This window comes from Micavibrio aeruginosavorus (assembly GCF_051245535.1).
Lineage (GTDB): Bacteria > Pseudomonadota > Alphaproteobacteria > Micavibrionales > Micavibrionaceae > Micavibrio > Micavibrio aeruginosavorus_D.
Window position 1 is genome coordinate 1,092,596 of the sequence record NZ_CP195303.1, and the last position, 21,300, is coordinate 1,113,895.

Annotated in this window: 20 protein-coding genes; 5 read left to right on the forward strand and 15 right to left on the reverse strand. The window is 56.2% G+C overall.

Annotation, left to right across the window (positions count from 1 at the left end):
* Positions 1-36: 36 nt before the first annotated feature.
* Together ACSC94_RS05335 and ACSC94_RS05340 are read right to left on the reverse strand one after the other, a co-directional pair.
* Entirely contained in the window at positions 37-249 is a 213-nt protein-coding gene (locus tag ACSC94_RS05335; protein WP_435642011.1) for a hypothetical protein, read from the reverse strand.
* A gap of 43 nt (positions 250-292) precedes the next feature.
* Positions 293-640 carry a hypothetical protein gene (locus ACSC94_RS05340; protein ID WP_435642012.1) on the reverse strand — a complete coding sequence of 116 codons (348 nt, stop codon included), beginning with the start codon at positions 638-640 and terminating at the stop codon, positions 293-295.
* Positions 641-832: 192 nt separating this feature from the next.
* Here ACSC94_RS05340 and ACSC94_RS05345 point away from each other — a divergent pair, with 192 nt between their 5' ends.
* From ACSC94_RS05345 to leuB, 5 genes are all read left to right on the forward strand, one after another.
* On the forward strand, positions 833-1,474 hold the full coding sequence (locus ACSC94_RS05345; protein ID WP_435642013.1) for a hypothetical protein: 642 nt from the start codon (positions 833-835) through the stop codon (positions 1,472-1,474).
* A gap of 195 nt (positions 1,475-1,669) precedes the next feature.
* Complete coding sequence (gene leuC / locus ACSC94_RS05350; RefSeq protein ID WP_435642014.1) at positions 1,670-3,088, forward strand: 3-isopropylmalate dehydratase large subunit; 1,419 nt, start codon at positions 1,670-1,672, stop codon at positions 3,086-3,088.
* Between the two features lie 8 nt (positions 3,089-3,096).
* Complete coding sequence (locus tag ACSC94_RS05355; protein ID WP_435642015.1) at positions 3,097-3,843, forward strand: HD-GYP domain-containing protein; 747 nt, start codon at positions 3,097-3,099, stop codon at positions 3,841-3,843.
* A 33-nt stretch (positions 3,844-3,876) separates the two neighbouring features.
* Positions 3,877-4,479 carry a 3-isopropylmalate dehydratase small subunit gene (gene leuD, locus ACSC94_RS05360; RefSeq protein ID WP_435642016.1) on the forward strand — a complete coding sequence of 201 codons (603 nt, stop codon included), beginning with the start codon at positions 3,877-3,879 and terminating at the stop codon, positions 4,477-4,479.
* A gap of 112 nt (positions 4,480-4,591) precedes the next feature.
* Positions 4,592-5,713 carry a 3-isopropylmalate dehydrogenase gene (leuB, locus tag ACSC94_RS05365; RefSeq protein ID WP_435642017.1) on the forward strand — a complete coding sequence of 374 codons (1,122 nt, stop codon included), beginning with the start codon at positions 4,592-4,594 and terminating at the stop codon, positions 5,711-5,713.
* 586 nt (positions 5,714-6,299) lie between these two features.
* Here the strand turns inward: leuB and ACSC94_RS05370 are convergent.
* The 13 genes from ACSC94_RS05370 to ACSC94_RS05430 all read right to left on the reverse strand — a co-directional run bounded on the left by ACSC94_RS05370 (position 6,300) and on the right by ACSC94_RS05430 (position 21,291).
* Complete coding sequence (locus ACSC94_RS05370) at positions 6,300-7,028, reverse strand: type II secretion system protein (protein ID WP_435642018.1); 729 nt, start codon at positions 7,026-7,028, stop codon at positions 6,300-6,302.
* 516 nt (positions 7,029-7,544) lie between these two features.
* A complete protein-coding gene (locus ACSC94_RS05375; RefSeq protein WP_435642019.1) occupies positions 7,545-8,621 on the reverse strand; it encodes a helix-turn-helix transcriptional regulator in 1,077 nt (358 codons plus the stop codon).
* Positions 8,618-9,382: a hypothetical protein gene (locus tag ACSC94_RS05380; RefSeq protein WP_435642020.1), complete on the reverse strand. Its 765-nt coding sequence runs from the start codon at positions 9,380-9,382 to the stop codon at positions 8,618-8,620. Before ACSC94_RS05380 ends, ACSC94_RS05375 begins: the two co-directional genes overlap by 4 nt.
* A 13-nt stretch (positions 9,383-9,395) precedes the next feature.
* Positions 9,396-10,166, reverse strand: a complete 771-nt coding sequence (locus ACSC94_RS05385) for a hypothetical protein (protein ID WP_435642021.1) — start codon at positions 10,164-10,166, stop codon at positions 9,396-9,398.
* A 191-nt stretch (positions 10,167-10,357) separates the two neighbouring features.
* Positions 10,358-12,238 carry a type II and III secretion system family protein gene (locus tag ACSC94_RS05390; RefSeq protein WP_435642022.1) on the reverse strand — a complete coding sequence of 627 codons (1,881 nt, stop codon included), beginning with the start codon at positions 12,236-12,238 and terminating at the stop codon, positions 10,358-10,360.
* Between the two features lie 180 nt (positions 12,239-12,418).
* The gene (locus ACSC94_RS05395) at positions 12,419-13,549 is read right to left on the reverse strand and encodes a PilT/PilU family type 4a pilus ATPase (RefSeq protein WP_435642023.1); all 1,131 of its coding nucleotides are present in this window, start codon (positions 13,547-13,549) and stop codon (positions 12,419-12,421) included.
* Positions 13,546-14,736 carry a type IV pilus twitching motility protein PilT gene (locus ACSC94_RS05400; protein WP_435642024.1) on the reverse strand — a complete coding sequence of 397 codons (1,191 nt, stop codon included), beginning with the start codon at positions 14,734-14,736 and terminating at the stop codon, positions 13,546-13,548. Before ACSC94_RS05400 ends, ACSC94_RS05395 begins: the two co-directional genes overlap by 4 nt.
* Before the next feature lie 129 nt (positions 14,737-14,865).
* Complete coding sequence (locus tag ACSC94_RS05405; protein WP_435642025.1) at positions 14,866-15,678, reverse strand: prepilin peptidase; 813 nt, start codon at positions 15,676-15,678, stop codon at positions 14,866-14,868.
* 21 nt (positions 15,679-15,699) lie between these two features.
* Positions 15,700-17,268: a tetratricopeptide repeat protein gene (locus tag ACSC94_RS05410; RefSeq protein ID WP_435642026.1), complete on the reverse strand. Its 1,569-nt coding sequence runs from the start codon at positions 17,266-17,268 to the stop codon at positions 15,700-15,702.
* A gap of 150 nt (positions 17,269-17,418) precedes the next feature.
* A complete protein-coding gene (locus tag ACSC94_RS05415; protein WP_435642027.1) occupies positions 17,419-18,177 on the reverse strand; it encodes an ABC transporter ATP-binding protein in 759 nt (252 codons plus the stop codon).
* Positions 18,178-18,206: 29 nt separating this feature from the next.
* Positions 18,207-18,929 (reverse strand): hypothetical protein, encoded by a 723-nt coding sequence (locus ACSC94_RS05420; RefSeq protein WP_435642028.1) that lies wholly within the window; start codon positions 18,927-18,929, stop codon positions 18,207-18,209.
* A complete protein-coding gene (locus ACSC94_RS05425; RefSeq protein WP_435642029.1) occupies positions 18,926-19,573 on the reverse strand; it encodes a hypothetical protein in 648 nt (215 codons plus the stop codon). Before ACSC94_RS05425 ends, ACSC94_RS05420 begins: the two co-directional genes overlap by 4 nt.
* The gene (locus tag ACSC94_RS05430; protein ID WP_435642030.1) at positions 19,570-21,291 is read right to left on the reverse strand and encodes a hypothetical protein; all 1,722 of its coding nucleotides are present in this window, start codon (positions 21,289-21,291) and stop codon (positions 19,570-19,572) included. Before ACSC94_RS05430 ends, ACSC94_RS05425 begins: the two co-directional genes overlap by 4 nt.
* Positions 21,292-21,300 lie beyond the last annotated feature (9 nt).

Below are 21,300 nucleotides of genomic sequence, written 5' to 3' on the forward strand. Positions count from 1 at the left end.
CCCGGCCTGCGCCGGGATGACGTTTCATGAAAAATCCTACGCCGCTGGCCGTGCCATCATAATCCCGATCGCTGCACCACCGCCGCCCGCAACGGGCTGGTTCAAATGCGGAACCGCTCTGGCACCCGCCGACGATGTTGGTGAAATTGTTTGGGCCACATCCTGAACCGGACGCAGGACATCCATATCCCCTTCTACCGTCAGCGGCCCTTGATTCAAAAATGTTGCCGTTCTCGACCCATCAGACATTCACACCCCTCCATTACGCTACGCAGTTAAAAACTTTTCTTCTCTACGCCCGCCCGATTTTCACCGGCGTCGCGCTTTCTAAAATCGAACCATCGGGCCGCAGCGCCGACAGCAATACATGATCGTTCTTCGCAAACGATGTCGCCATCGCGCGCGATAGATTGCCAAGGTAATGCGCGCGTTCATGCAGGATCGCGTAGACAGCGCTGCTGTCCTCGTCGATCACAATGGTTTCGGCGCGCACATAGGTGGGATCGGAAAAAGTGATGCAGACATCCCCGGCATTGTTGCGAATAAAAGCCGCGCGGGTGTCGGGGTCCATGGCGCACAGCGTATCCGGCATCGCAATTGCAACATCCTCCCGCGGAAAACAGCGTTTGGGGTGTGACATAGCGTATCCTTCTCTCTTGTTTATGCTGGCCGGGCCTTGTTCTTTAGCATTGCTGCGGCGCACAAGTTCCGACACACCATTATAGAAATCATATAGTTACGGAAACATTAAAACCCACACCCTCAAAACTTGTAATTATGAAAAAATGCATGCTAGAACAAGGCTTCAAATAACCAAAAGGGAGCAAAAAACATGGCACTATCCTTCAAAGATCATGTACAGCAGGACCAATCAACACTGGCCCAAGTAAACCTGGTTGTTTCTCAAGTTAACACGCTTCTCGCCACGTTCTGCAGGGCTGTGAATGATGCCGCACAGGGCACCCCATATAGCCATAAGGTTGTTCAGCTCTCCGCATTCAATGACCTTGAGGACGGCAAGCTATTACAAAAATTCTGCGTTTATAACGAACATGACAGCCATAAAGGGGCAGATGATCTCCGCAGGGCGCAAGACGCGCGCAACAGCGATCGCTTCGTTTATGCGCATAAGCACGGCTTCCCCATCCCCGAAGGGACAGTACCGAGCCCAGGCCCTCTCCCCGTCATAACGGCATCCTACACAATCGCCATCACGACACATCGCCCAAATGCTCTCAGCCGTTTCTTTGGCCAGACAGCAAGCCCGGCGATCGGGATCGCCAACCAATATCTGGAGAACGTGGCCAGAGCCCCCGGCTTTAATCCTAAAAAATTCCTCGTCGCCACGCCTGAGGATGTAGCCAATCACCCGCTCATCAACGGCATGTTTCAGGAAATTTATAAGACCCTGCCCGAAACCGTACGCGCAAAGGTCTGCCTGAACGACATTAAAACAGGCATGAAACCAGCGTAAGGGCATTCAGCAAACAAAACACCAAGCCTTCCGAAAACCCGCCCTCACCCGGCGGGTTTTTTGCAGTGCGGGAAAAATTACAGAGAATTCACGATATTCCCCTAAAATGAAAATGGAAAATCCGGCCCACTCTTGCCGGGCGGCCTCACTCTGGCCTACTCTGGTTGGGATTTTAAGCCTTCGAGGATAGAGCCCATGACTGACAAAACCGCACCAAAAACACTGTATCAAAAAATCTGGGATCACCATGTGGTGGATCGCGGTGATGATGGCACATGCGTTTTGTATATCGACCGCCATCTGGTGCATGAAGTGACATCGCCGCAGGCGTTCGAAGGGTTGCGCATGTCGGGCCGCACAGTGCGCCGCCCCGAAGCCACATTGGCCACCGCCGATCACAACGTGCCCACCGCGCATCGCGATCAAGGGATCAGCGATCCGGAAAGCCGTTTGCAGGTGAACACGCTGGAACAAAACTGCAAAGATTTTGGCATTCGGTATTTCGGTTTGAATGATCACCGCCAAGGCATCGTGCATATTGTCGGCCCGGAACAGGGACTGACCCAACCGGGCATGACCATCGTTTGCGGCGATTCCCACACCTCCACACACGGCGCATTCGGTGCGCTGGCCTTCGGCATCGGCACATCCGAAGTTGAACACGTTCTGGCCACCCAGACATTGATTACAAAACCCGCGAAAACCATGCGCATTACGGTCGATGGCACCCTGCCCGCTGGCGTCACCGCAAAGGACATGATTTTGGCCATCATTGGAAAAATCGGCACAGCCGGTGGCACGGGCCACGTGATTGAATATGCGGGTGACGCTGTGCGCGCGCTGAACATGGCGGGCCGCATGACCATGTGTAACATGTCGATCGAAGCCGGCGCGCGCGCCGGGTTGATCGCGCCGGATGAAACCACCTTCGCCTTTATCAAGGGCCGCCCGATGGCCCCGAAGGGTGATGATTGGGACAAGGCCGTCGCATGGTGGAAAACCCTGCCCTCCGATGACGGCGCGAAATACGATACCGAAGTGGTCCTGCACGCTGAAGACATCACTCCCACCGTGACATGGGGCACCAGCCCGGAAGATGTTGTTTCCATCACCGGCAACGTCCCCGACCCGGCGAAAGAAAGCGACCCGCATAAACGCGCCGCGATGGAACGCGCGCTGGATTATATGGGCCTGAAACCCGGCATGCGGATGCAGGATGTGACGGTCGATAAAATCTTCATCGGGTCCTGCACCAACGCCCGGATCGAAGATCTGCGCGCCGTGGCCGATGTCGTCACCGGCAAACACGTGGCCAGCAGCGTTTACGCCATGATCGTCCCCGGATCAGGATTGGTGAAGGAACAGGCCGAAGAAGAAGGACTGGATAAAATCTTTATCGAAGCCGGTTTCGACTGGCGCGAACCGGGTTGTTCCATGTGCCTCGGTATGAACGAAGACCGTTTGGCCCCGGGTGAGCGTTGCGCCTCCACCTCCAACCGCAACTTCGAAGGCCGTCAAGGGCGCGGTGGCCGCACCCATTTGATGAGCCCCGCCATGGCCGCCGCCGCCGCCATTACCGGGCACTTAACCGATATTCGTGAATTCCAGAAATAGGAGGCTGCATGTCTGACTTCCCCCAAACATGGCCGGATGATTTTGACGTTCGCGCCGATGCGGTGTTTCAGGACCAAATCAAACCCTTCATCGAAAACCAGATGAAGTTGATGGAAATTTATGACCGCAAACGTCTGGCCGTAAATCCGGATATTAAATACATCTTCCACGAACATGCCGAACGCGTGGCCAATGATACGCGCAACACCTGCGCCAAGCTTGGCCTGCCCGACAATGTGCAGGAAAATATGTATTGGGCCATGCTGGTCCATGATATTGGCAAGCGCGTCTTGCCGATTGAAATTTGGGATTCACCGGAAAAACCGACGGGCGATGTGATGAAATATCGCCGCAGCCACGTTGATCTGGGCCTGAACATCGTGCGCGAAGAACTGGGCGACCTGCAACACCCCTTCTTTGATTTGATGACCGACATCATGGTCAACCACCATGAAAAAATCGACGGTACGGGCGAACATGGATTGAAAGGCCATGAACTTTCCGCCCCCGTGCGGCTGGCCTGCATCATTGAAAGCTATGACGGCTACACCATCCCGCGCCCGCATTTTGGTGACCGTGATATTTCTCCGACCGCCGTTTTGGATAAAATGCGCAGCGAACCGGGCAAAGGCGCCGCCATGTTTGACATGGACCTGTTCGAAGCCTTCGCCGCCGTGAAAGTGGAACAATCCGGGGGAAAGCCCCCCACCCCGCATAAACCAGCCACCAACCCGGCCCATGCGGGGAAGATTTAGAGCTCACAGGAATTTTAGGAACATTACTCTGCCATGCACCCATTTAAAAAACTGACCGCCCTTGCCGCGCCGTTGCCGTTGATGAATGTTGATACTGACATGATCATCCCGAAACAATTCCTGCGCACCATTTTGCGCACCGGGTTGGGCAAAAGCCTGTTCAACGATATGCGTTATAACGAAGATGGTTCGCCGAAAGCCGATTTCGTTTTGAACAAGGCCCCGTTTGATAAGGCGGAGATTCTGGTCGCCGGGGATAATTTCGGCTGCGGCTCATCCCGTGAACATGCGCCGTGGGCGTTGCTGGATTTTGGCATTCGTTGCGTGATCGCGCCGTCTTATGCCGATATTTTTTACAACAACTGTTTTAAAAACGGCATTCTGCCCGTCACGCTACCATCTGAAACGGTGGATGCGCTGATGGAACGGATGACCACGCACCCCGGCGAAACCATTACGGTCGATCTGGAGAACTGCGTCGTGACCAGCGGCAATATCCGCAGCACGTTTACACTGGATGAATTCCGCCGCCACTGCCTGCTGAACGGGCTGGATGATATTGGCCTGACCATGGAAAAAGCCAAATCCATCGACAGCTTTGAAGAAAAACGCAACGCAACACATCCGTGGTTGTAACCCCCACACCCGTCATCCCGGCGCAGGCCGGGATCTTCCAGCCATAAGGGACGAAGACCCCGGCCTGCGCCGGGGTGACGCCAAATAAAAAAGAAACAAAAGGAAGAACCAAATGACCAAAAATTCTGTCGTAATCCTGCCCGGTGACGGCATTGGCCCGGAAGTCATGGGCGAAGTGGCGAAGATCATCCACTTCCTGAATGAAAACGGCGAAACCGATATTGCCATCACCGACGATTGCATCGGCGGCGCGGCCATCGACAAACACGGCGTTCCGCTGGCCGACAGCACGCTGGATCAATGCCGCAAGGCCGATTGCGTCCTGCTCGGGGCCGTGGGCGGGCCGAAATGGGACAAGGTGGATTATAATATCCGCCCGGAAGCAGGCCTTTTGAAACTGCGCAAAGAATTGGAACTGTTCGCCAACCTGCGCCCGGCGATTGTGTTCGACGCACTGGTCGGGGCCTCCACCCTGAAAGAAGAAATCGTTCGCGGGCTGGATATATTGATCGTGCGGGAATTGACCGGCGGTGTGTATTTCGGCGAACCGCGCGGCATTACCGATCTGGGTCATGGCCAGCGTCGCGGCGTCAATACGCAAGTGTACACCACATCGGAAATTCACCGTGTCGGTCGTGTCGCCTTTGAACTGGCCCGCAAGCGTGGGAAGAAAGTCACGTCGTGCGAAAAAGCCAACGTGATGGAATCCGGGAAATTGTGGCGCGAGGATATCACCGCCCTGCACGCCTCCGACTATGCGGACGTGGCGCTGGAACATATGTATGCCGATAACTGCGCCATGCAGTTGCTGCGCAACCCGCGCCAGTTCGATGTGATCGTTACCGACAATCTGTTCGGCGATATTTTATCGGACGAGGCCGCCATGCTGACCGGGTCGCTGGGCATGTTGCCTTCCGCCTCGCTCGGCGCACGCGATGCGCATGGCAAGCAACCGGCTCTGTATGAACCCGTTCACGGCTCCGCCCCGGATATTGCGGGGCAAGGCAAAGCCAACCCGCTGGCCGCGATTTTGTCGTTTGCGATGGCGTTGCGTTATTCCTTCGACCGCGGTGATCTGGCCGATGCGCTGGAAGCAGCGGTGCAATCCGTCCTCAACGCCGGAACCCGCACGGCGGACATTGCGGAAAAAACCAGCAAGACCGTCACCACGGCGCAGATGGGTGATGCGGTTATTGCCGCGTTTGAAAGCGCGTTAAAACGCAAAGCGGCGTAAACATCACTCTTTCCGCCTCTCCAAAAAAACCTTCCCCTCCCCCCTTCCAAGGGGGGGAGGCCGGGTGGGGGGATGGCGCGACCGCGCCTCCTCCGGCCCCACCCAGACATCTCCCCCCTCACCCAGCTCCGGCTAAGGCGTCCCGCCTAAGCCTACACATCCCTCTCCCCCCAAAGAAGGGGGCGAGGGATTGTTTGTTTATTCACAGGGCCTCTCCTCCAAAGGGGGCGAGGGATAGTTTGTTTATTCATGGGCCCTCTTGCCCCGCCCTCTCCACCCGTCATCCCGGATCCGGGGCCACAAGGCACCTATATCCCGGACCATTCCGGATCCCCGCACAAGGCGGGGATGACGATGAGGGGGTGGAAATGACATGGAGAAGAAAGAGCCGCACAAAAAAGTACGGCCGGGTTTGACCCGGCCGCCTCTCTCTTCTCATTCACCTAGAAGATAGTCCTACAATACCCCATTTCGCCGCTCCGCGTCAAAAAGTTCAAAACCCGCAGATTTCCAAGTCTTTCAAACAAAACCCAACAAAAAAGCCCCCGGAAACCGGGGGCTTTTCGTTTATTTTGATCAGGCGAGATTAGCCTTGGATACGAACATACAGACCGCAAGTCGCACCAGCAGCAGCTGTTGCATAACCTGTTCCATCACCGCATGTTGCGCCACCAATACCGCGAACGGAACCCGTGTTAGAAACACCGTCATCCAGTTTGGTATCAATTTTCAAAGCATCCGACGGACGCATCGCATCTGCAGCTGCTGCACCAACCGTACCATTGAGAACCAAGTAGTGGCCTGCGCTAGCACCAGTCGTGCTGGTTGCGCCACCCAAGTCAGCCGGGCCAGAGGCGTAGCCAGCTTGCAAAACCGTATTGCTGAGTTTGCCGGACGGGAAGTTGCGGCCCGGCGTGCTAGCACCAGGAACAATACCCGTCAGCAGGTCTGCGGCTGCCAAGTGAACAAAGAACTGCTCTCCTTCTGTTCCAACAGGGCTTGCTGCTGGAGTATTGCCCAAACGACCATTTCCATTACCAGCAGAACTGCACGGAGCAGCTGTGCAGTTTGGCAAACGTGTGGACGGGCTCAACATATCACCAGGAACAGCCGAATAGCTATCACGGAAGCTGGATGTTGCAGCTTCAACGCCTTTCAGCTGTGCAACAGTCGATGTTACCTGCGCATTGTTAATCAGCTCCTGGCCTTTCAGAACCCCACCGATCAGCAGACCGATGATGATCATGACCACGGCCAGTTCGACGAGCGTAAAGCCCGCCTGGGACCGGTTGGTCGTGTGAATAGATTTAGTCATAGAGAAATCTCCTTACCTTGACGTCATTGAAGAGAGGTTTTGTTAAGAACTGCAGTTTCGAAAAACCGCCCCGCCGCCCGAAACGACGCACGAAAACGATTCGTGAAAATTATACACGCTCCGCACACACAGAGAACCCCTAACCGTTTCAGAATGCGGCGTTTTTGGTAAACGGAGTGTTAAAAATGACAGAGTGATCCACCCATTTTGACGGATTGAGAAGGCGGTTTGTCAGAATGAACGCCGCAACACTCCTCCCCCCTTTCAAGGGGGGAGGTTGGGTGGGGGGATGGGCGCAACAGCGCCATGTCGGCAACATCGAGACAGCCCCCCTCACCCAGCTTCGGCTAAGGCGTGCCGCCGAAGCCTGCGCATCCCTCTCCCCCCAAAGGGGCGAGGGAACGTTTTGTGGCGTCATCTCCACCGCACGACGTCATCCCGGCGAAGGCCGGGATCTTTCCGCCATAAGGGATGAAGACCCCGGCCTTCGCCGGGGTGACGGCCTTGGTTTAGGGTTTAAACTTTGTCCCTGAACTGCCCCGGCGTCACGCCTTCGACCTCCTTGAACACCCGGTTGAAGGAGGCGATGGAGTTAAAACCCACCTCCTCCGCCACGGTTTTGACCGGGGCTTTGGTGTCGCGCAGGAGGATTTTGGCGTCCGCCACGCGCCGTTCGTTCAAAATTTGCGGCAAGGTTTTGCCGAAATGCAGGTTCACCACGCGGGAAATAATTGTTTCCGATACGCCCAACTCCCGGGCCAGATGGGCGCGGCCATAGGTCGGTTCGTGGTAGACCTTCTCCAGCGTTAACAACTGGTCAATCTTTTGCGCCAGAGCGCGGTCCGCGCCCGACAAATCCACCGCACCCTTTGCCTCCCCCCGCGCGACCAGTTTCAGGGCTTGCGGATAAATGCGGAACAGGCTGGTCCCCGCCAGATAGACAAACCCCAACCCCCAGATGGTGCGGATCACCACAGCATCATCCACACCCAAAACCGGAGTCAAGCCCAAGAGCATCGTGGCCAGAAAAAACAGATTGGTAAAAACCAGCATCAGCACCAGCCAGTACCGGTCCGCCCCGCCCGGCTGGGTTTGCATTTGTTGTAAAAGCGTGCGTTGCGCCCACATCACCGCCATGCTGATCACCCCGGCCAGCAACCCCGTGACGGTCAGCCAGTCCGCATAGGTGGCACATTCATCCAGCGGCTTGCATTCAGAATCCAGCGACGCCGCAAAAACCGAAATCGCCAGCGCCACCGGCACCAGCAACAAGACAAAGAAATTAAACCAACGCGGCAATTCAGACATGCGCGCAATCTGGATCATCAGCAAGACGGACAAAGGTGGGCCCATATACCACAGCGCCCATTGAATGGTGGTGAAATGCGGGATGGATTCACCAATAAAACGCGTCGCAAAGCCGGATAAAAAGGCACAGCCCAACACAAGAAAATACACAAACGGAATAGCCGCCCGCGCCCGGCTGCCCGACCGAAAGGCCATGTACACCAGCACGTAAACACATTGCACCAACCCGATCAGAGACAGGATTTCAGGAATGGTGAATTTGAGGGATTCAAAATCCAGCATCATTCACCCGGTATCGATGTGCAAAGGGGATGGGTGGCGGCCTGCGCCGCGGTCAACGTCTTGTCACAAATCCAGTCACGGATCAGGCGAATTTCTGACGGATCCATTTTTTCGCCGTCTTTTTGCAACATACCCATCAGCATATCATACGCGGCCTCTTTCTCCCCGCGCGCGACCATGATGAAGGCCGGCATCTGCCGCGTCCATGCGGGCATGTCGGGCGTGGACAGATTGGCCAGCTTGGTCGCCAGATCAAAAGAGCGCACCAGATCGTTCTGCGTATAGCGCGACAGGAACACGGCCTGCGCCAGCCAGCGCCATTTTTGCGGTTCTGGCCGCTGGCCGATGACTTCCAGATAATCAATGACGGGCGTTAAATCTTCATGCTTCGTCGTTGCGCCGTAATAATACGCGGCCAAGGCCGGAATGAAGTTGGAGGTGGAATCCAGTTTGTCTTCCAGAAAAAACCAATTTTTCAGCGCCGTATAATCATATTGCGCCAGATTGGTCGTTCGGCCCCCGATATCCCCCAAGTTCTGAAGCATCAGGCCGTAAACGCGATACCCCATTTGCGCATCACCCAGCATGGCCATGGTCGCGCCGCGTTCACTGGGCACGGGTGGAACGTTGCCCCATGTGGTGCGCGCGTGCCGCGCCTGTGTCCAGAACGCAACGTTGCACACAAGCATCAGGATCAGCAAAGCGGGCAAACCCCACCGTGCAAAATCAAAACCCCGTTTATCGTGCGCGGTCATGGTGACCATTTATAAACCCCACTCAGAATTGGCGGCGACGCAAATCGACCAGCCCCGCAACCAGAACCAACCCGGTAAAGACCAGCCCCTGAAGCGCGACAAATCCATACCCAACGGATGAATTTTCCGTGCCGTAAACCAGCCATGTCGTTTGCGCCATCAAATCCAGACGGGGAATAACGACGGAAATAATATTCATCAGAATACCCAGAACGGACAGTTCATCACCAAGGAATGCCTTGTTCGCAATGCCCAGCAATTGCCCGATGATGCGGGCCAGAACATAAAACCCGAACACAGCCAGCGACCCCGCCGCCGCCCCCGGCAACACCATGGAGAAAAACAGCGCCACATTGACGACAACAATCAATTCAACGGCCAGTGAAAAAATCCAAAGCGCATGGCCCGCGCCAATCGCCGATGGAACCATCGCAATCAACGTGCCGCCAACAACGACAGCCACGGCCACGGCCAGAACGGAAAACGCCACCGCGTGCGACACCAAAAACCCAGCCCGCGAAATGGGACGAGAGAGAAGATAATCCACGTCTTTGCTGTCGAACGAACGGCGCATATGGAAGACGACGAACAGGACCAGCCCGGCAACCGCCGCAAAACGTAAGCCCCCCGCGGAGAACACCAGCGCAAACACCTGATCCTCAATCAGCGCGGCAGAACCAAGGAACAGCGACAGGCTGGCACCCACCGCAACCACCAGCAACAAGGCCAGAACAATCCGGTCGCGCACAGCGGCGGTTAGAACATATTGGATAAGGGGCCATGATAACGGCATTTTATTTTCACCTGTGTAGCGTCATGCCGGCGAAGGCCGGTATCCATACGATCGACCCCATGGACCCCGGCCTTCGCCGGGGTGACGAATGGTTGGAGACAAGAGCCTTAATTCATAAAGCCAATATACAAAGGCCGGTGTGGATTCGTCCAGCACCGGCCCCGTATAAATTGGGTTTATTCAACCGCAGATCACATATCAACCGGGCGACGGTCGCCAGAGAAGCTTCTATACAAATCGCGATCCACCGGGGAAATACCGCTGCCATCGATAATGGTGGCCTTCAGGAAGATCACGAGTTCCGTTTTCTGGATGTTGTCCACCTGGTTGCGGAACGCGGCGCCGAACAACGGAATTTCGGACAGAACCGGAACACCCTGTTGCGTGCTTTGTGTGCGGTCTTCCATCAAACCACCCATAATCAAAGCCTGCCCCGATTGCGCGCGAACAACGGAATCCATTTCCTGAATGTTCACAACCGGGATCAGCGATTGAACGTTGGTTGCCAGAGCATTGTTGGCAACCGTGAACGCCACCGCCGGATCAGGGATTTGATCGACAATGCGGGTTACGGTCGGACGAACAGCCATGGAGATGGTTTTCGTTTCAGTATCAATCGACGGAATAACGTTAATCAGAACACCTTCCGGCACGCTCTTGATCTCGCTGTCGATGGTCGTCTGGGTGTTGTTATCCTGAGTCGTCACATCGATATCCAGTTCGAAGTAAACGCGGTTATCAGCCACGTTCAAAACAGCCGACTGGTTGTTCAATACGGTCAGACGCGGGCTGGACAGCGCGCGCACGGTCCCGAAACGGGACACGGCCTGAACAACGGCCTCGATGTCATTACCCGCATAGCCCATTACGAAGTTGGAAACCGGGCTTGTCGGATCAGAGAAATCAGGACGGATCAAACCACCCGCCGCCGTGACGTCAAAGCCCAGCGAAAATTCCCCGATCATCCCTTCCAACAGGCTCCAGTCGATACCGACCGCGTATTCATCGTTCAAGGACACTTCAAGAATTTTGGCTTCGATCAAAACCTGTGCCGTCACGGCCGAACGCAATTCGTTCAGATAATCGCGAATTTGCGCATGCTGACGATCGTTGGCGTAAATGGAAACGATACCGCCCTGCTTGTTCATGGCGAAGCTCGGCTCATCCCCGCCGCCTGTCCCAGCGGACATGCCGCTGTTCGGGTCGGTCGTCGTGGTTGGCAAAGACGTCACATTTAATACCGCTTGCGGGGCCTGAACCTGAACAACCGGGTTGCCATCAGCATCGGTCGTCGTTGCCGGAGCCACCGGAGCCGGGTTTGACGCCGCCGCCGTAATGGTCGGGTCGGAGGCCGTCATCAGGCTGGAGGCCGTCGTGGTCACGCCCAGAATTTGTTGCAGGTTGGTGCTGAGTTCACCCCAGAAATCCGCTTCGCTGGACGAGCTGGCGGCGAATTTCGAACCCGTGCTGGCCGTACCGCCGGACACAACGGAAATATCGTTGCTGATCCCGCTTTCGCTTTTGCGGATATAGCTGAGGTAATCGATTTTGTATGTTTTGTGATACGGCTTATCCAGCTCAACGCGCATAACATCATCATCAAAGCTGTAACGCAGACCGGCAATCTCGGAAATGCGTTCAATCACGGAATCCAGCGGACGTTCGCGCGCGGTGAAAATGACCGAGCCCGTAATGTTCGGATCGAGTTCCAGATCATAGCCAGCCTGCTCCGCCAATTGATACAGCGCATCGCGCAGCGGCACGGTCTGGTTGACCGAGATGGACACCAGCGGCATCGGCTTCAAATTCTTCGACGGCGCGGCCACATACGGCATCAAATCCGGAATATTATTCTGTGCCGTTTTTGCGGCTTTGGCTTCTTCGCTTTCTTCTTCAATGCGCGGAGCGAGCGCATCGCGGTAATCCTGAAACTCCATATTGGTGCTGCGGTCAGCCTTCAGGTGATTGCGTGTCAGATCGCAACCGCCCAGCATCAGGGCCGTGGCGGATGTGCCAACAACCATCATGGACAGACGACCAAAAGAACGAAGGGTGCGTGAATGGACAGGCATGGGAATGTCACCAACAAGGTCGAAAAAGATGGGTTACAGGAGGAGCAAACCACCACAAGAACGCAGGCGGCCGCGATTCGAAATACCCTTCAAGGATATGCGTTTTGCCACACCTTGGCCAGCGGATATTTGCGGGAATCAGTGGATATCTGAATAGGATTATCGAAACAGAAAGAGCACTTAATCAGACAGCTTGATCGAAGACGTGTCGATGGATTTAAAGGCATCGCCCCCACCCTTGCCCATTTTAACCTGCTGGATACGGATCTTCATATCGCCCGGCAGGTCGGCCTGGGTAATGGCGGTTTCTTCGGCAATCAGCCCTTCCGCAAACAGGCGGAGCAAGGATTGGTCGAACGTGCACATGCCGATGGGGTTGTTTTGCTCCATCACGTCCCTGATTTTCGTAATCTCACCCTTATGGATCAGATCGCGGATCAGGCCTTGGTTGAGCATCACTTCAATCGCCACAACCATGCCCCCGCCAATCGCCGGGACCAGACGCTGGGACACGATCCCGCGCAAGTTCATGGACAGGTTCAAACGGATTTGCGCGTGGTAATCTTCAGGGAACAAATTCACAATCCGTTCAATGGATTGATACGTGTTGTTCGTGTGCAATGTTGCCAAACATAAATGACCCGTTTCGGCGGCGGTCAACGCCTGCTCCATCACCTCGCGGTCACGCACCTCGCCCACCAGAATAACGTCCGGGCGCTGGCGCAGCGCGTTCTTCAACGCGACAGAGAAGGATTCCGTATCCACGCCGATTTCACGCTGGGTAATGACGGATTTCTTATGCTCATGGAAATATTCGATCGGGTCTTCGATCGTAATAATGTGGCCCTGCTCGCGCGCGTTCCGATAATCAATCATCGATGCCAGCGTGGTTGATTTCCCCGACCCGGTCATCCCGGTCACAAGGATCAGCCCGCGCCGCTCCATCGCCAGATGCGCTAAGTTTTCAGGTAAACGAAGCTCCGCAAAGCTCGGAATTTTCGAAATAATTCGACGAATAACCAGGGCCGGAAATTGGCGCTGGCGCAACGCATTGACGCGGTAGCGTCCGAATTTCCCAACATCCAGCGACGTGTTCAGCTCCATATGCGCCTCGAAATCGCGGCGCTGGCGACTGGTGAAAATGGACCCGATAATCTCGTTCAGCTCATCCACGGTGATCGGCGTATCACGCAGATTGAGCAAAGTCTGCTCAATCCGCAAAGCAGGCGGAAACCCGACCGTGAGGTAGAGATCGCTCGCCCCCTTGTCGTTCATAGATTGGAAATACTGAAGGATTAAAGGCGCGGTCAAAATGTGTAGCCCTCGCCTGAATCATCTTCACCGGCCTTGCGCGGCTGCGCGCCCGGGGCACGCCCCACGGCCGCCTGTTTCCGCGACATCGTTTCGGACATCTTGCCACCGCCCAGCGATGCCGACACGGTATCCTCGTCGCGAGCACCTTCGTCTTCGGTGGTTTTCATCAAGGCGCGGCGCGCCTCGTCCTTGTCGATCACACCCTGCTCCAGCAAGGCATTCACGGAATCTTCCAACGTGGTCATCCCGTAACGCGACCCGGTCTGGATCATGGAGTAGAGCTGGGCAATCTGGTTTTCACGGATCAGGTTCCGCACAGCGTTGGTGCCGACCAGAACCTCGAACGCGCCAACCCGGCCCGATCCATCCGCCCGCTTCAGCAGCGACTGGGCCACAACGCCCTGCAGCGAACTGGCCAGCATGGCCCGGACCATTTCCTTGTCCCCCGACGGGAACACGTCGATAATACGGTCGATGGTTTTGGCCGCCGTGTTCGAGTGCAGTGTTCCGAACACCAAGTGCCCGGTTTCCGCCGCGGTCAGGGCCAGAGAGATCGTTTCATAATCCCGCATCTCCCCCACCAGAATAACGTCAGGGTCTTCACGCAGAGAACTGCGCAACGCCTTGGAGAATGATTTGGTATCGGTGCCGATTTCGCGGTGGTTCACCACAGCCTTTTTCGAGGCGTGGAAGAATTCGACCGGGTCTTCGACCGTAATAATGTGGCTGGCGTGATTTTCGTTAATGTAATTGATAATCGAGGCCAGCGTGGTCGATTTACCCGAACCCGTCGGACCAGTCACCAGGACCAGTCCCTTTTCCAGTTCAGCAAAACGACGAATAATCGGCGGCAATTCCAGCTCTTCCATCGTCGGAATCAAGGACGGAATGGAACGGAAAACGGCGGCGGTGCCGTTGCGGGTGGTAAAGGCGTTCACACGGAAACGGGCCTTTTCACCGTAGGCGATGGCGAAGTCCAGCTCCAGCTCGCGTTCGAAATCGGCGCGCTGGTCTTCGTTCATCACGGAATAGAGCATGGTGCGAATGTCGTCGCTTTGCAACGGATCGGCTTTAATCCGCTTCATTTCCCCGTTGACCCGAATAACGGGCGGGTTGGTCGGACTCAAGTGCAAGTCAGACGCATTGTTCTGAATCGTAAAGCGCAAAAGCTGAAGAATATCCAAGGTGGCTCTCCCCTGATGATGGCCCGGACATGGACCCAATGCTCACTTTAATGTGAAAAGTGCAAACGGAAGGTTAATCAGATGCAGAATTTGTCACGAATTCAAGGATGTATGAAGCATAAGGCCCCGTCAATACGACAAGCGCCCAAAAGATAGCCCATGATCCAGCCCCAAACCCACGCGGGTCAGCGCCAAACACAGGCCAAAAGCCACGATTAAGGCCGGGCCAAACGGGAAAACGGCCCCACGCCCTGTTATTTTCCAGATCAGCGCCAACCCAACCCCCAACACGCCAGACCACATCAGAAATGGCGGCGCCATGACCGCCGGGAGCCAGATACCGGCAACAACAAAAAATTTAACATCACCAAGACCCAAGGCTTCTTTCTTGAGAATTTTCTTCATCAAAAATCCCAGCACAAAGGCGCATGCGCCCCAGATGACCCCAGCGAGAAGCGCAAATCCCGCCCCCTCCGCCCCGCCCAGAACGAATTGATAAATCACACCAAGAACGCCAACCAACGCATTGAGTTGATCGGGTAAAATGAAATGGCGGACATCAATCACAAACAGCGCAACCAAAAACGGAATGGTCAGCATCACAATGCCGCCCGGCGCGTTATAGCCCCACAGCGCATAGACACCGAGACACAACAGCAAGGTGGAAAGTTCAATGGTCGGATAAATCCAGCCGATGGGTTTGTGGCAATGGCGGCACCGCCCGCGCAGAAACACCCACGAAAAAACCGGGATCAAATCCCACAGGGTCAGCGGTGTCTGGCAATGCGGACACGCCGAACGGGCCGCGCCCTTCTCTGCGACAATCCACGACACACCGCGCGGAATGCGCCAGATCAAAGCCGTGGCAAAACTGCCGCAGCACAGCCCGAACATCAGGACAAAAAGGATTTCAAGCGCGGTGCGCGCATCAACACCGCTCACCGGACAAAACCGGCAGCGATATTATTTCGCGCGCAAGGTCGACAGACGGTCATAAACCTGATCCCGCGGGATGGATCGCCCCGCCCCATAAACGGCATCGGTTTCCAGTGCCTGCTCATAATATTTAAGGGCGCTGGATTGATCCCCGGAGCGATCAAACAAGATCGCCAGGTTATACAGGTGCGTTGCATTTCTGGGGTCCAAACTGGCCGCCACATTCAATGAGCGCAGAGCATCCGGTGTTTGCCCCAAAGCCGCATAGGTCATACCGATCTGGGCCATCAGGCCGGAATTGCTTGGGAAGCGTTCCTTCAGATCCAGCAAACGGCGCAATGCGACGGACGGATATTCTTCGCGCAGAAGTCCCATCATATTGATGACCGCATCCGCATTCTTTGGATCAGCCTTCAAAACCTCTTCATAGCTTTGAATCGCCAGTTCGCGGTATCCAACATTCTGCTGTGCCACAGCGCGGCCCATCAGGATGCGAACATCGCTCTTATTCTTTTTGTACAGCGTGTCGTACATTTCCAGCGCGGATTCATACCGGCCCAGATCCAGCGCACGGCCAGCGGCGACAACCATCGCCTCTTGCTCGCCGGACCCGTAATCTTTCTGCACGATCACCATGGTCGATGCCGGCTCCATGGTCGGATCAACCTTGCGCGGACCAACCGTGTTGGACAACGGTCCCGACGGCACACCCGGTGCTGAATCGTAATACACATCATTTTCAACCGCCGGGGCCGGCGCCACGACACGGTTTTCCGTCACACCGGCGGCCGCTTCGCGTCCCGATACTGTCGCGGATGGTGGCGGTGCTGCTACACCAGACATCGGGTCCGGCGCGCCTTCCAATCCCGTCAAATCGGGCATGGGTGGTGTGGGTTCATCATTGCCCAGAATGATCGGTTCCGGCGTTGGCTCGGCCACAGCTTCGGGCACGATCTCCGGAGTCAACGGGGCGGAGGCAGACGCAGAATCATCAAGGATAATTGGCGCAGGTGCAGAGTCCGATGCAGGAACCGGAGGTTCAATAGAAACGACATCGCCGCCCAGCGGTGCTGGAGCCGGTGCAGGTGCAGGGGCCGGCAGAACATCCGGTGCCGGAGCCAATTCATCCGCAGGCATCGGCACGTCATCCGGACCGTTCGGCACAGGAGCCGCAGCCGGAGCGCCGCTGGCCGGTTCAATCGCATTCAAATCATTGACGATCGTGGTGATCGCATGATCAACCGCACCATCAACGGATGCTGGCGCCGTATCAACGCGCGACAACACGGTGACATCGGGCATCTGTACGTCAACAGTGATCGGATCAACATCCGCGGCATCCATGGCCGAGAGTTCGGTGACGATTTTGCCGCCCACCTGCTCCATCTGCTGCGCGCCAGCGGTGGCGAGATATCCCAGCCCCGCACCAGCCAATGCAACAACGGCGACCGTCGACATCAAAATCTTGCGGCCCGCATTGGACGCGCGCGCAGGTTTTTGCAATTCGAGAATGTCATCATCATCGTCCATCATATCCAGAACCATATCGTCCAGATCGGAGTCGTAAGTGTCGGACAGGATGTCATTCTTAGCCATTATAAGCGCCCCAGACAGGATCAGAAAAATATGAAGGCGCGCGAGGAAGGAAAACCCGAAAGTCCCGCGCGACGTGATGTATTCGTATTAGATTCTAACAGAAAACTGCATGCAAGTGAATCCTTGCCGCACAACGCTTTTATTCCCATATCAGGCCGCAGCGGATGGCGTATCAATCACCTTCAAAAACGCCCGCTCCAGATTGTCCACCCCGGCCCGGTCGCGCAAACCCGCAGGCGGGCCGACATAAACCAGCACCCCATCATGCAGGACCGCAACACGGTCGCAAATTTCATCCATATCCGCAAGAATATGGGAACTTAAAAAAATCGCCCTGCCCTGCGCTTTGGTTTGCAATAACGCATCCTTCACCGCCGCGCGGGCCCGTGGGTCAAGGCCGCTCATCGGCTCATCGAGAATCGATAGCTGCGCCCCGGTCATCAATGTCGCCATCAACCCAAGCTTCTGGCGCATGCCCTTGGAATAGGTTTGCACACGGTGGCCCAGCACATCGGGGTTCAGCCCCAGATGATCAGCCAGCGCGCGCGCTTCATCCAGATTGAAAGCTTTATTGTACAAGCGCATGGAAAATTTAATAAATTCGGTGCCGCGCAAAAACCATGGCGGCTCAAATTTTTCCGGCAGATAGGCCAGACTCTTCTTCGCCTCACCCACCAGACGGTCATGACCATTGATCAGAATATCACCCGTGCGATGATCGCGCAGGCCCAGAATACCCTTGATCAAGGTCGTTTTGCCCGCACCGTTCAGACCGATCAGGCCAAACGTTTCGCCCTGTGCCACATCAAACGTAATGGAATGCACAACATCGCGCGCACCATACGCCATGGTGACGCCAGACAGGCGCAATGCAGGAACAGAATGTGATGAATCAGATGGAATCGTCATGCCCAGAAATATAGGGCATGACGGCGTATTTAGAAAGGTGCCACATCCATGCCCGCCCCGGCGGCATCAGACTCTGCCCCCGTGCCCGGCAGGAAGATTCGCGCATCCAGATTAAACCGCTCATGCGGGCGCAGCCGGATCGGGAACACCAGATTGGTCGATGAATCAAACCATTTCAGGTCGATATATTGGCGCGCCACACGAATATCCAAAATTTGTTTTGGAATCGCATCCTTGGTAATCCGCACACCGTTCAGCCAGACCGTCCAGCTATCTTTATTGCTGTACAAAATCCCGCCCAGGCTGACCTCACGCGGACCGGTCGGGCGCGACACCACGGTGCCGTCGGACGCCAATTCCGTCGTTGTCGGCGGACGGGTGATAAACAATTGCTTTGCTTCCTGCAGCAACGCATGTTGCCACGCCGTGAAAAACAGGCTGGGCATAGATTCCGGCGACATGGCGGAATCACGCAGCATATTCTTGGTCGACGCCATGCCGACAAGGCGGGCATGTGCCTCGGCACGCTCCTCCGGTGTGGAAACACCCGGCGGCTTTTGCTGCTGCAACTGGTTGACATCTTGCGGTAGCTGTTGCCCTTGCGGCATTTGCTGGCCCATCCCGGCGGGATACTGGCCCGACGGGAATTGCCCCATCTGCGCCATGGCGGGCACAGACAGCACGGCCACAACAGCCAACACGGATGAGCCCAGCAACGCGCGGCGTTGTAATGTTTGCACGAAGGTCATCATTGCGCCCCCTCCTGCACGCCATCGCCGCCGGCCTTGGGCACCATCGTGCGCCATGTAAAGCCAACTTTGCTGTCAACCAAGGTCACGGGCGATCCCGAACCAATCTGGCGCAGAACGGCTTCGCTCAAATCGCCCTTGCGGGTCAATTCGATCATGTCGACACCGACATGGCCCGGAAACGCATTCTCAATCCAGTACACAAAATTATAAACGTCGATATCGTCCATTGCCTCAATCGCAATTTCAATCGGGCTGACCATCAATTGCTGACCGGCTTCGGTCGCCTTTTCGGTGTCTTCCTGTTGTGCCGCGCCGATCGTGTATCGTGCGCTCAAAACATGGGATTCTGTTTGAATGGACTCAATCGCGCGGCGGGCATTGTAGCGGTCCTGCTCACCAAAGAAGTCAGATTTTTGAAGAACGGCGAACAATTCCTTCTGCTCTTCGATCTGTTGCAATTGCGTGCGCATCTTTTCGGTTTCATCACGGCGTTGCGAAATTTCCGCACGCACCGTGCGCAATTCCTGATCCGTTTTGTCCTTTTGCGGCAAAACATACAGATATGTCGCCGCGCCCAGAAGCGCGTTGATCGCAACCAGACCAGCAATAACCGTTACGCGGCGGGCTCCAAGAACTGCAATCATTGTCCTGCTCCCTCATATGTCATGTCGGGGGCCGTGTTGTCCTGCGCGGGGGCATCGGCCGGAGCCTCGCCCTCCGTGCCCGTACCCTCAGCAGGTGTTTCTGCAGGGACCTCGTCCGGAACTTCGGGTTCGTGGAATTGTACCGGCCCGGTAATCAACAATTCGGCCACATGATCTTCCAGCGGTGCTTGAGACCCTTGCGCGCCCGGCATGCCGGTGCCGCCCTCAACTTCTTCGTACACCAGATCGCCGACGGGACGCGGAATCGCAACATCGTAACCCGGCAAAGCCGCCCGCAGGCGCGCCTGCAAATCATTCACTTCACGTTTGGCCACCAACGGGTCCACCGTTCCGGGGAAGCTGAGTTGCAGCGACGCCTTCAGCGTCGGGGCCTTTTGCTCCGGCGTCATTTCGGCGACGGCATACGGATCATCCGGCAATGTCGGGGTCACCCGCTCAATCTTCATCGTATCCAGACGCAGTTCCGCACCCAGAGCATCGCCCACCTTGCGCAGGATTGGCAACGGACGCAGGCTTTCTGCTTCCAGTGTCTTGTATGTTTCCAGCGAGGATTGGATCAGCTTGATATCAACGCCCAACGCATTCATGCGCGCGACTTCGATTTCGTATTCCTGATTGACGTTGATGCGCAAACGTTGTTGCGACACCAGATCATCCTTCGCCGTGAACCAGGCCTGTGCATTATCGGCCAACTGCCAGCCCAGATACGCCGCACCGCAGAACAACAACAACCCTGCAAAGGTCGCCGCCTGACGCGGGCCATAGATTTTATTGATGTCCGCTGCCACCATCGGCAGGATCAGGCGCGATTTCCGGCCAATCCATGACGCATGCAGCGGGTCGGCGTGATATTGGTTTTCTTGAATGCCGATGCTGAAGCCCAGCTCGCGCGCGGCTTCACCCACGGTGTAATTGTGCATGTTGCACGGCACGTCGATGCGCTGGCGCAGCATCTCACCCGCTTGCGGCGTGGTGATCACAAAGACATCGGTTCCATCACCGGCGGAATAGCCAAAACGCGACAGATAACTGATCGTCGCTTTGAATTCCTGCGCCACTTCGGCAACCCATGCGTTCGGGTCCGTGGACAGGTCCGTCACCGGGGTCATACGCGTCATCGCCAATTGGCCATCGCGTGTAATCACCTGACGCAAGCCACCGCTTTGATGCTGGCCGATCAGAACGGCCCAACGGGATTTGGTTTTTTCGCGCTTCGCCGCCTTCTCCGCCAGCACCCGGACCATGTCGGATGATTCAACGGGAAGCAGCGTGAAACCGGCGATCGACGACATCGATGCCTTGACCGCGCCAATGGTTTTTTGCACCGGTTCCGACATCGGAACGGCCGCGAACAGATACAGCCCGCCACCCACCTTCGCCGCAGCGGCTCCGGTTTTACGCGGGCCAGCATCTTTCAGCGCCAGCGCGCCACGGATGGGATAATTCGGGAAGGCAACAGCCAGTTTACGCGCAACCACGTTGGCCTTGTCCATCGGGCCAACCTTCGGAATACGCTGGCCGCCCTTGAACAACTGATCCGTCATGTCGTTGACGATCATCACCGCCTTGCCGCCGCATTCACGGCGGATCAGGCCAGACACAGTCTGTTCGAAATCGCGCGTCGCCCATGGCACGGTGTCAACCAGCCGGACTTTACCCCCGACGTCATAGACATACAGGGCATCGTCGCTGATCATCAGGACACA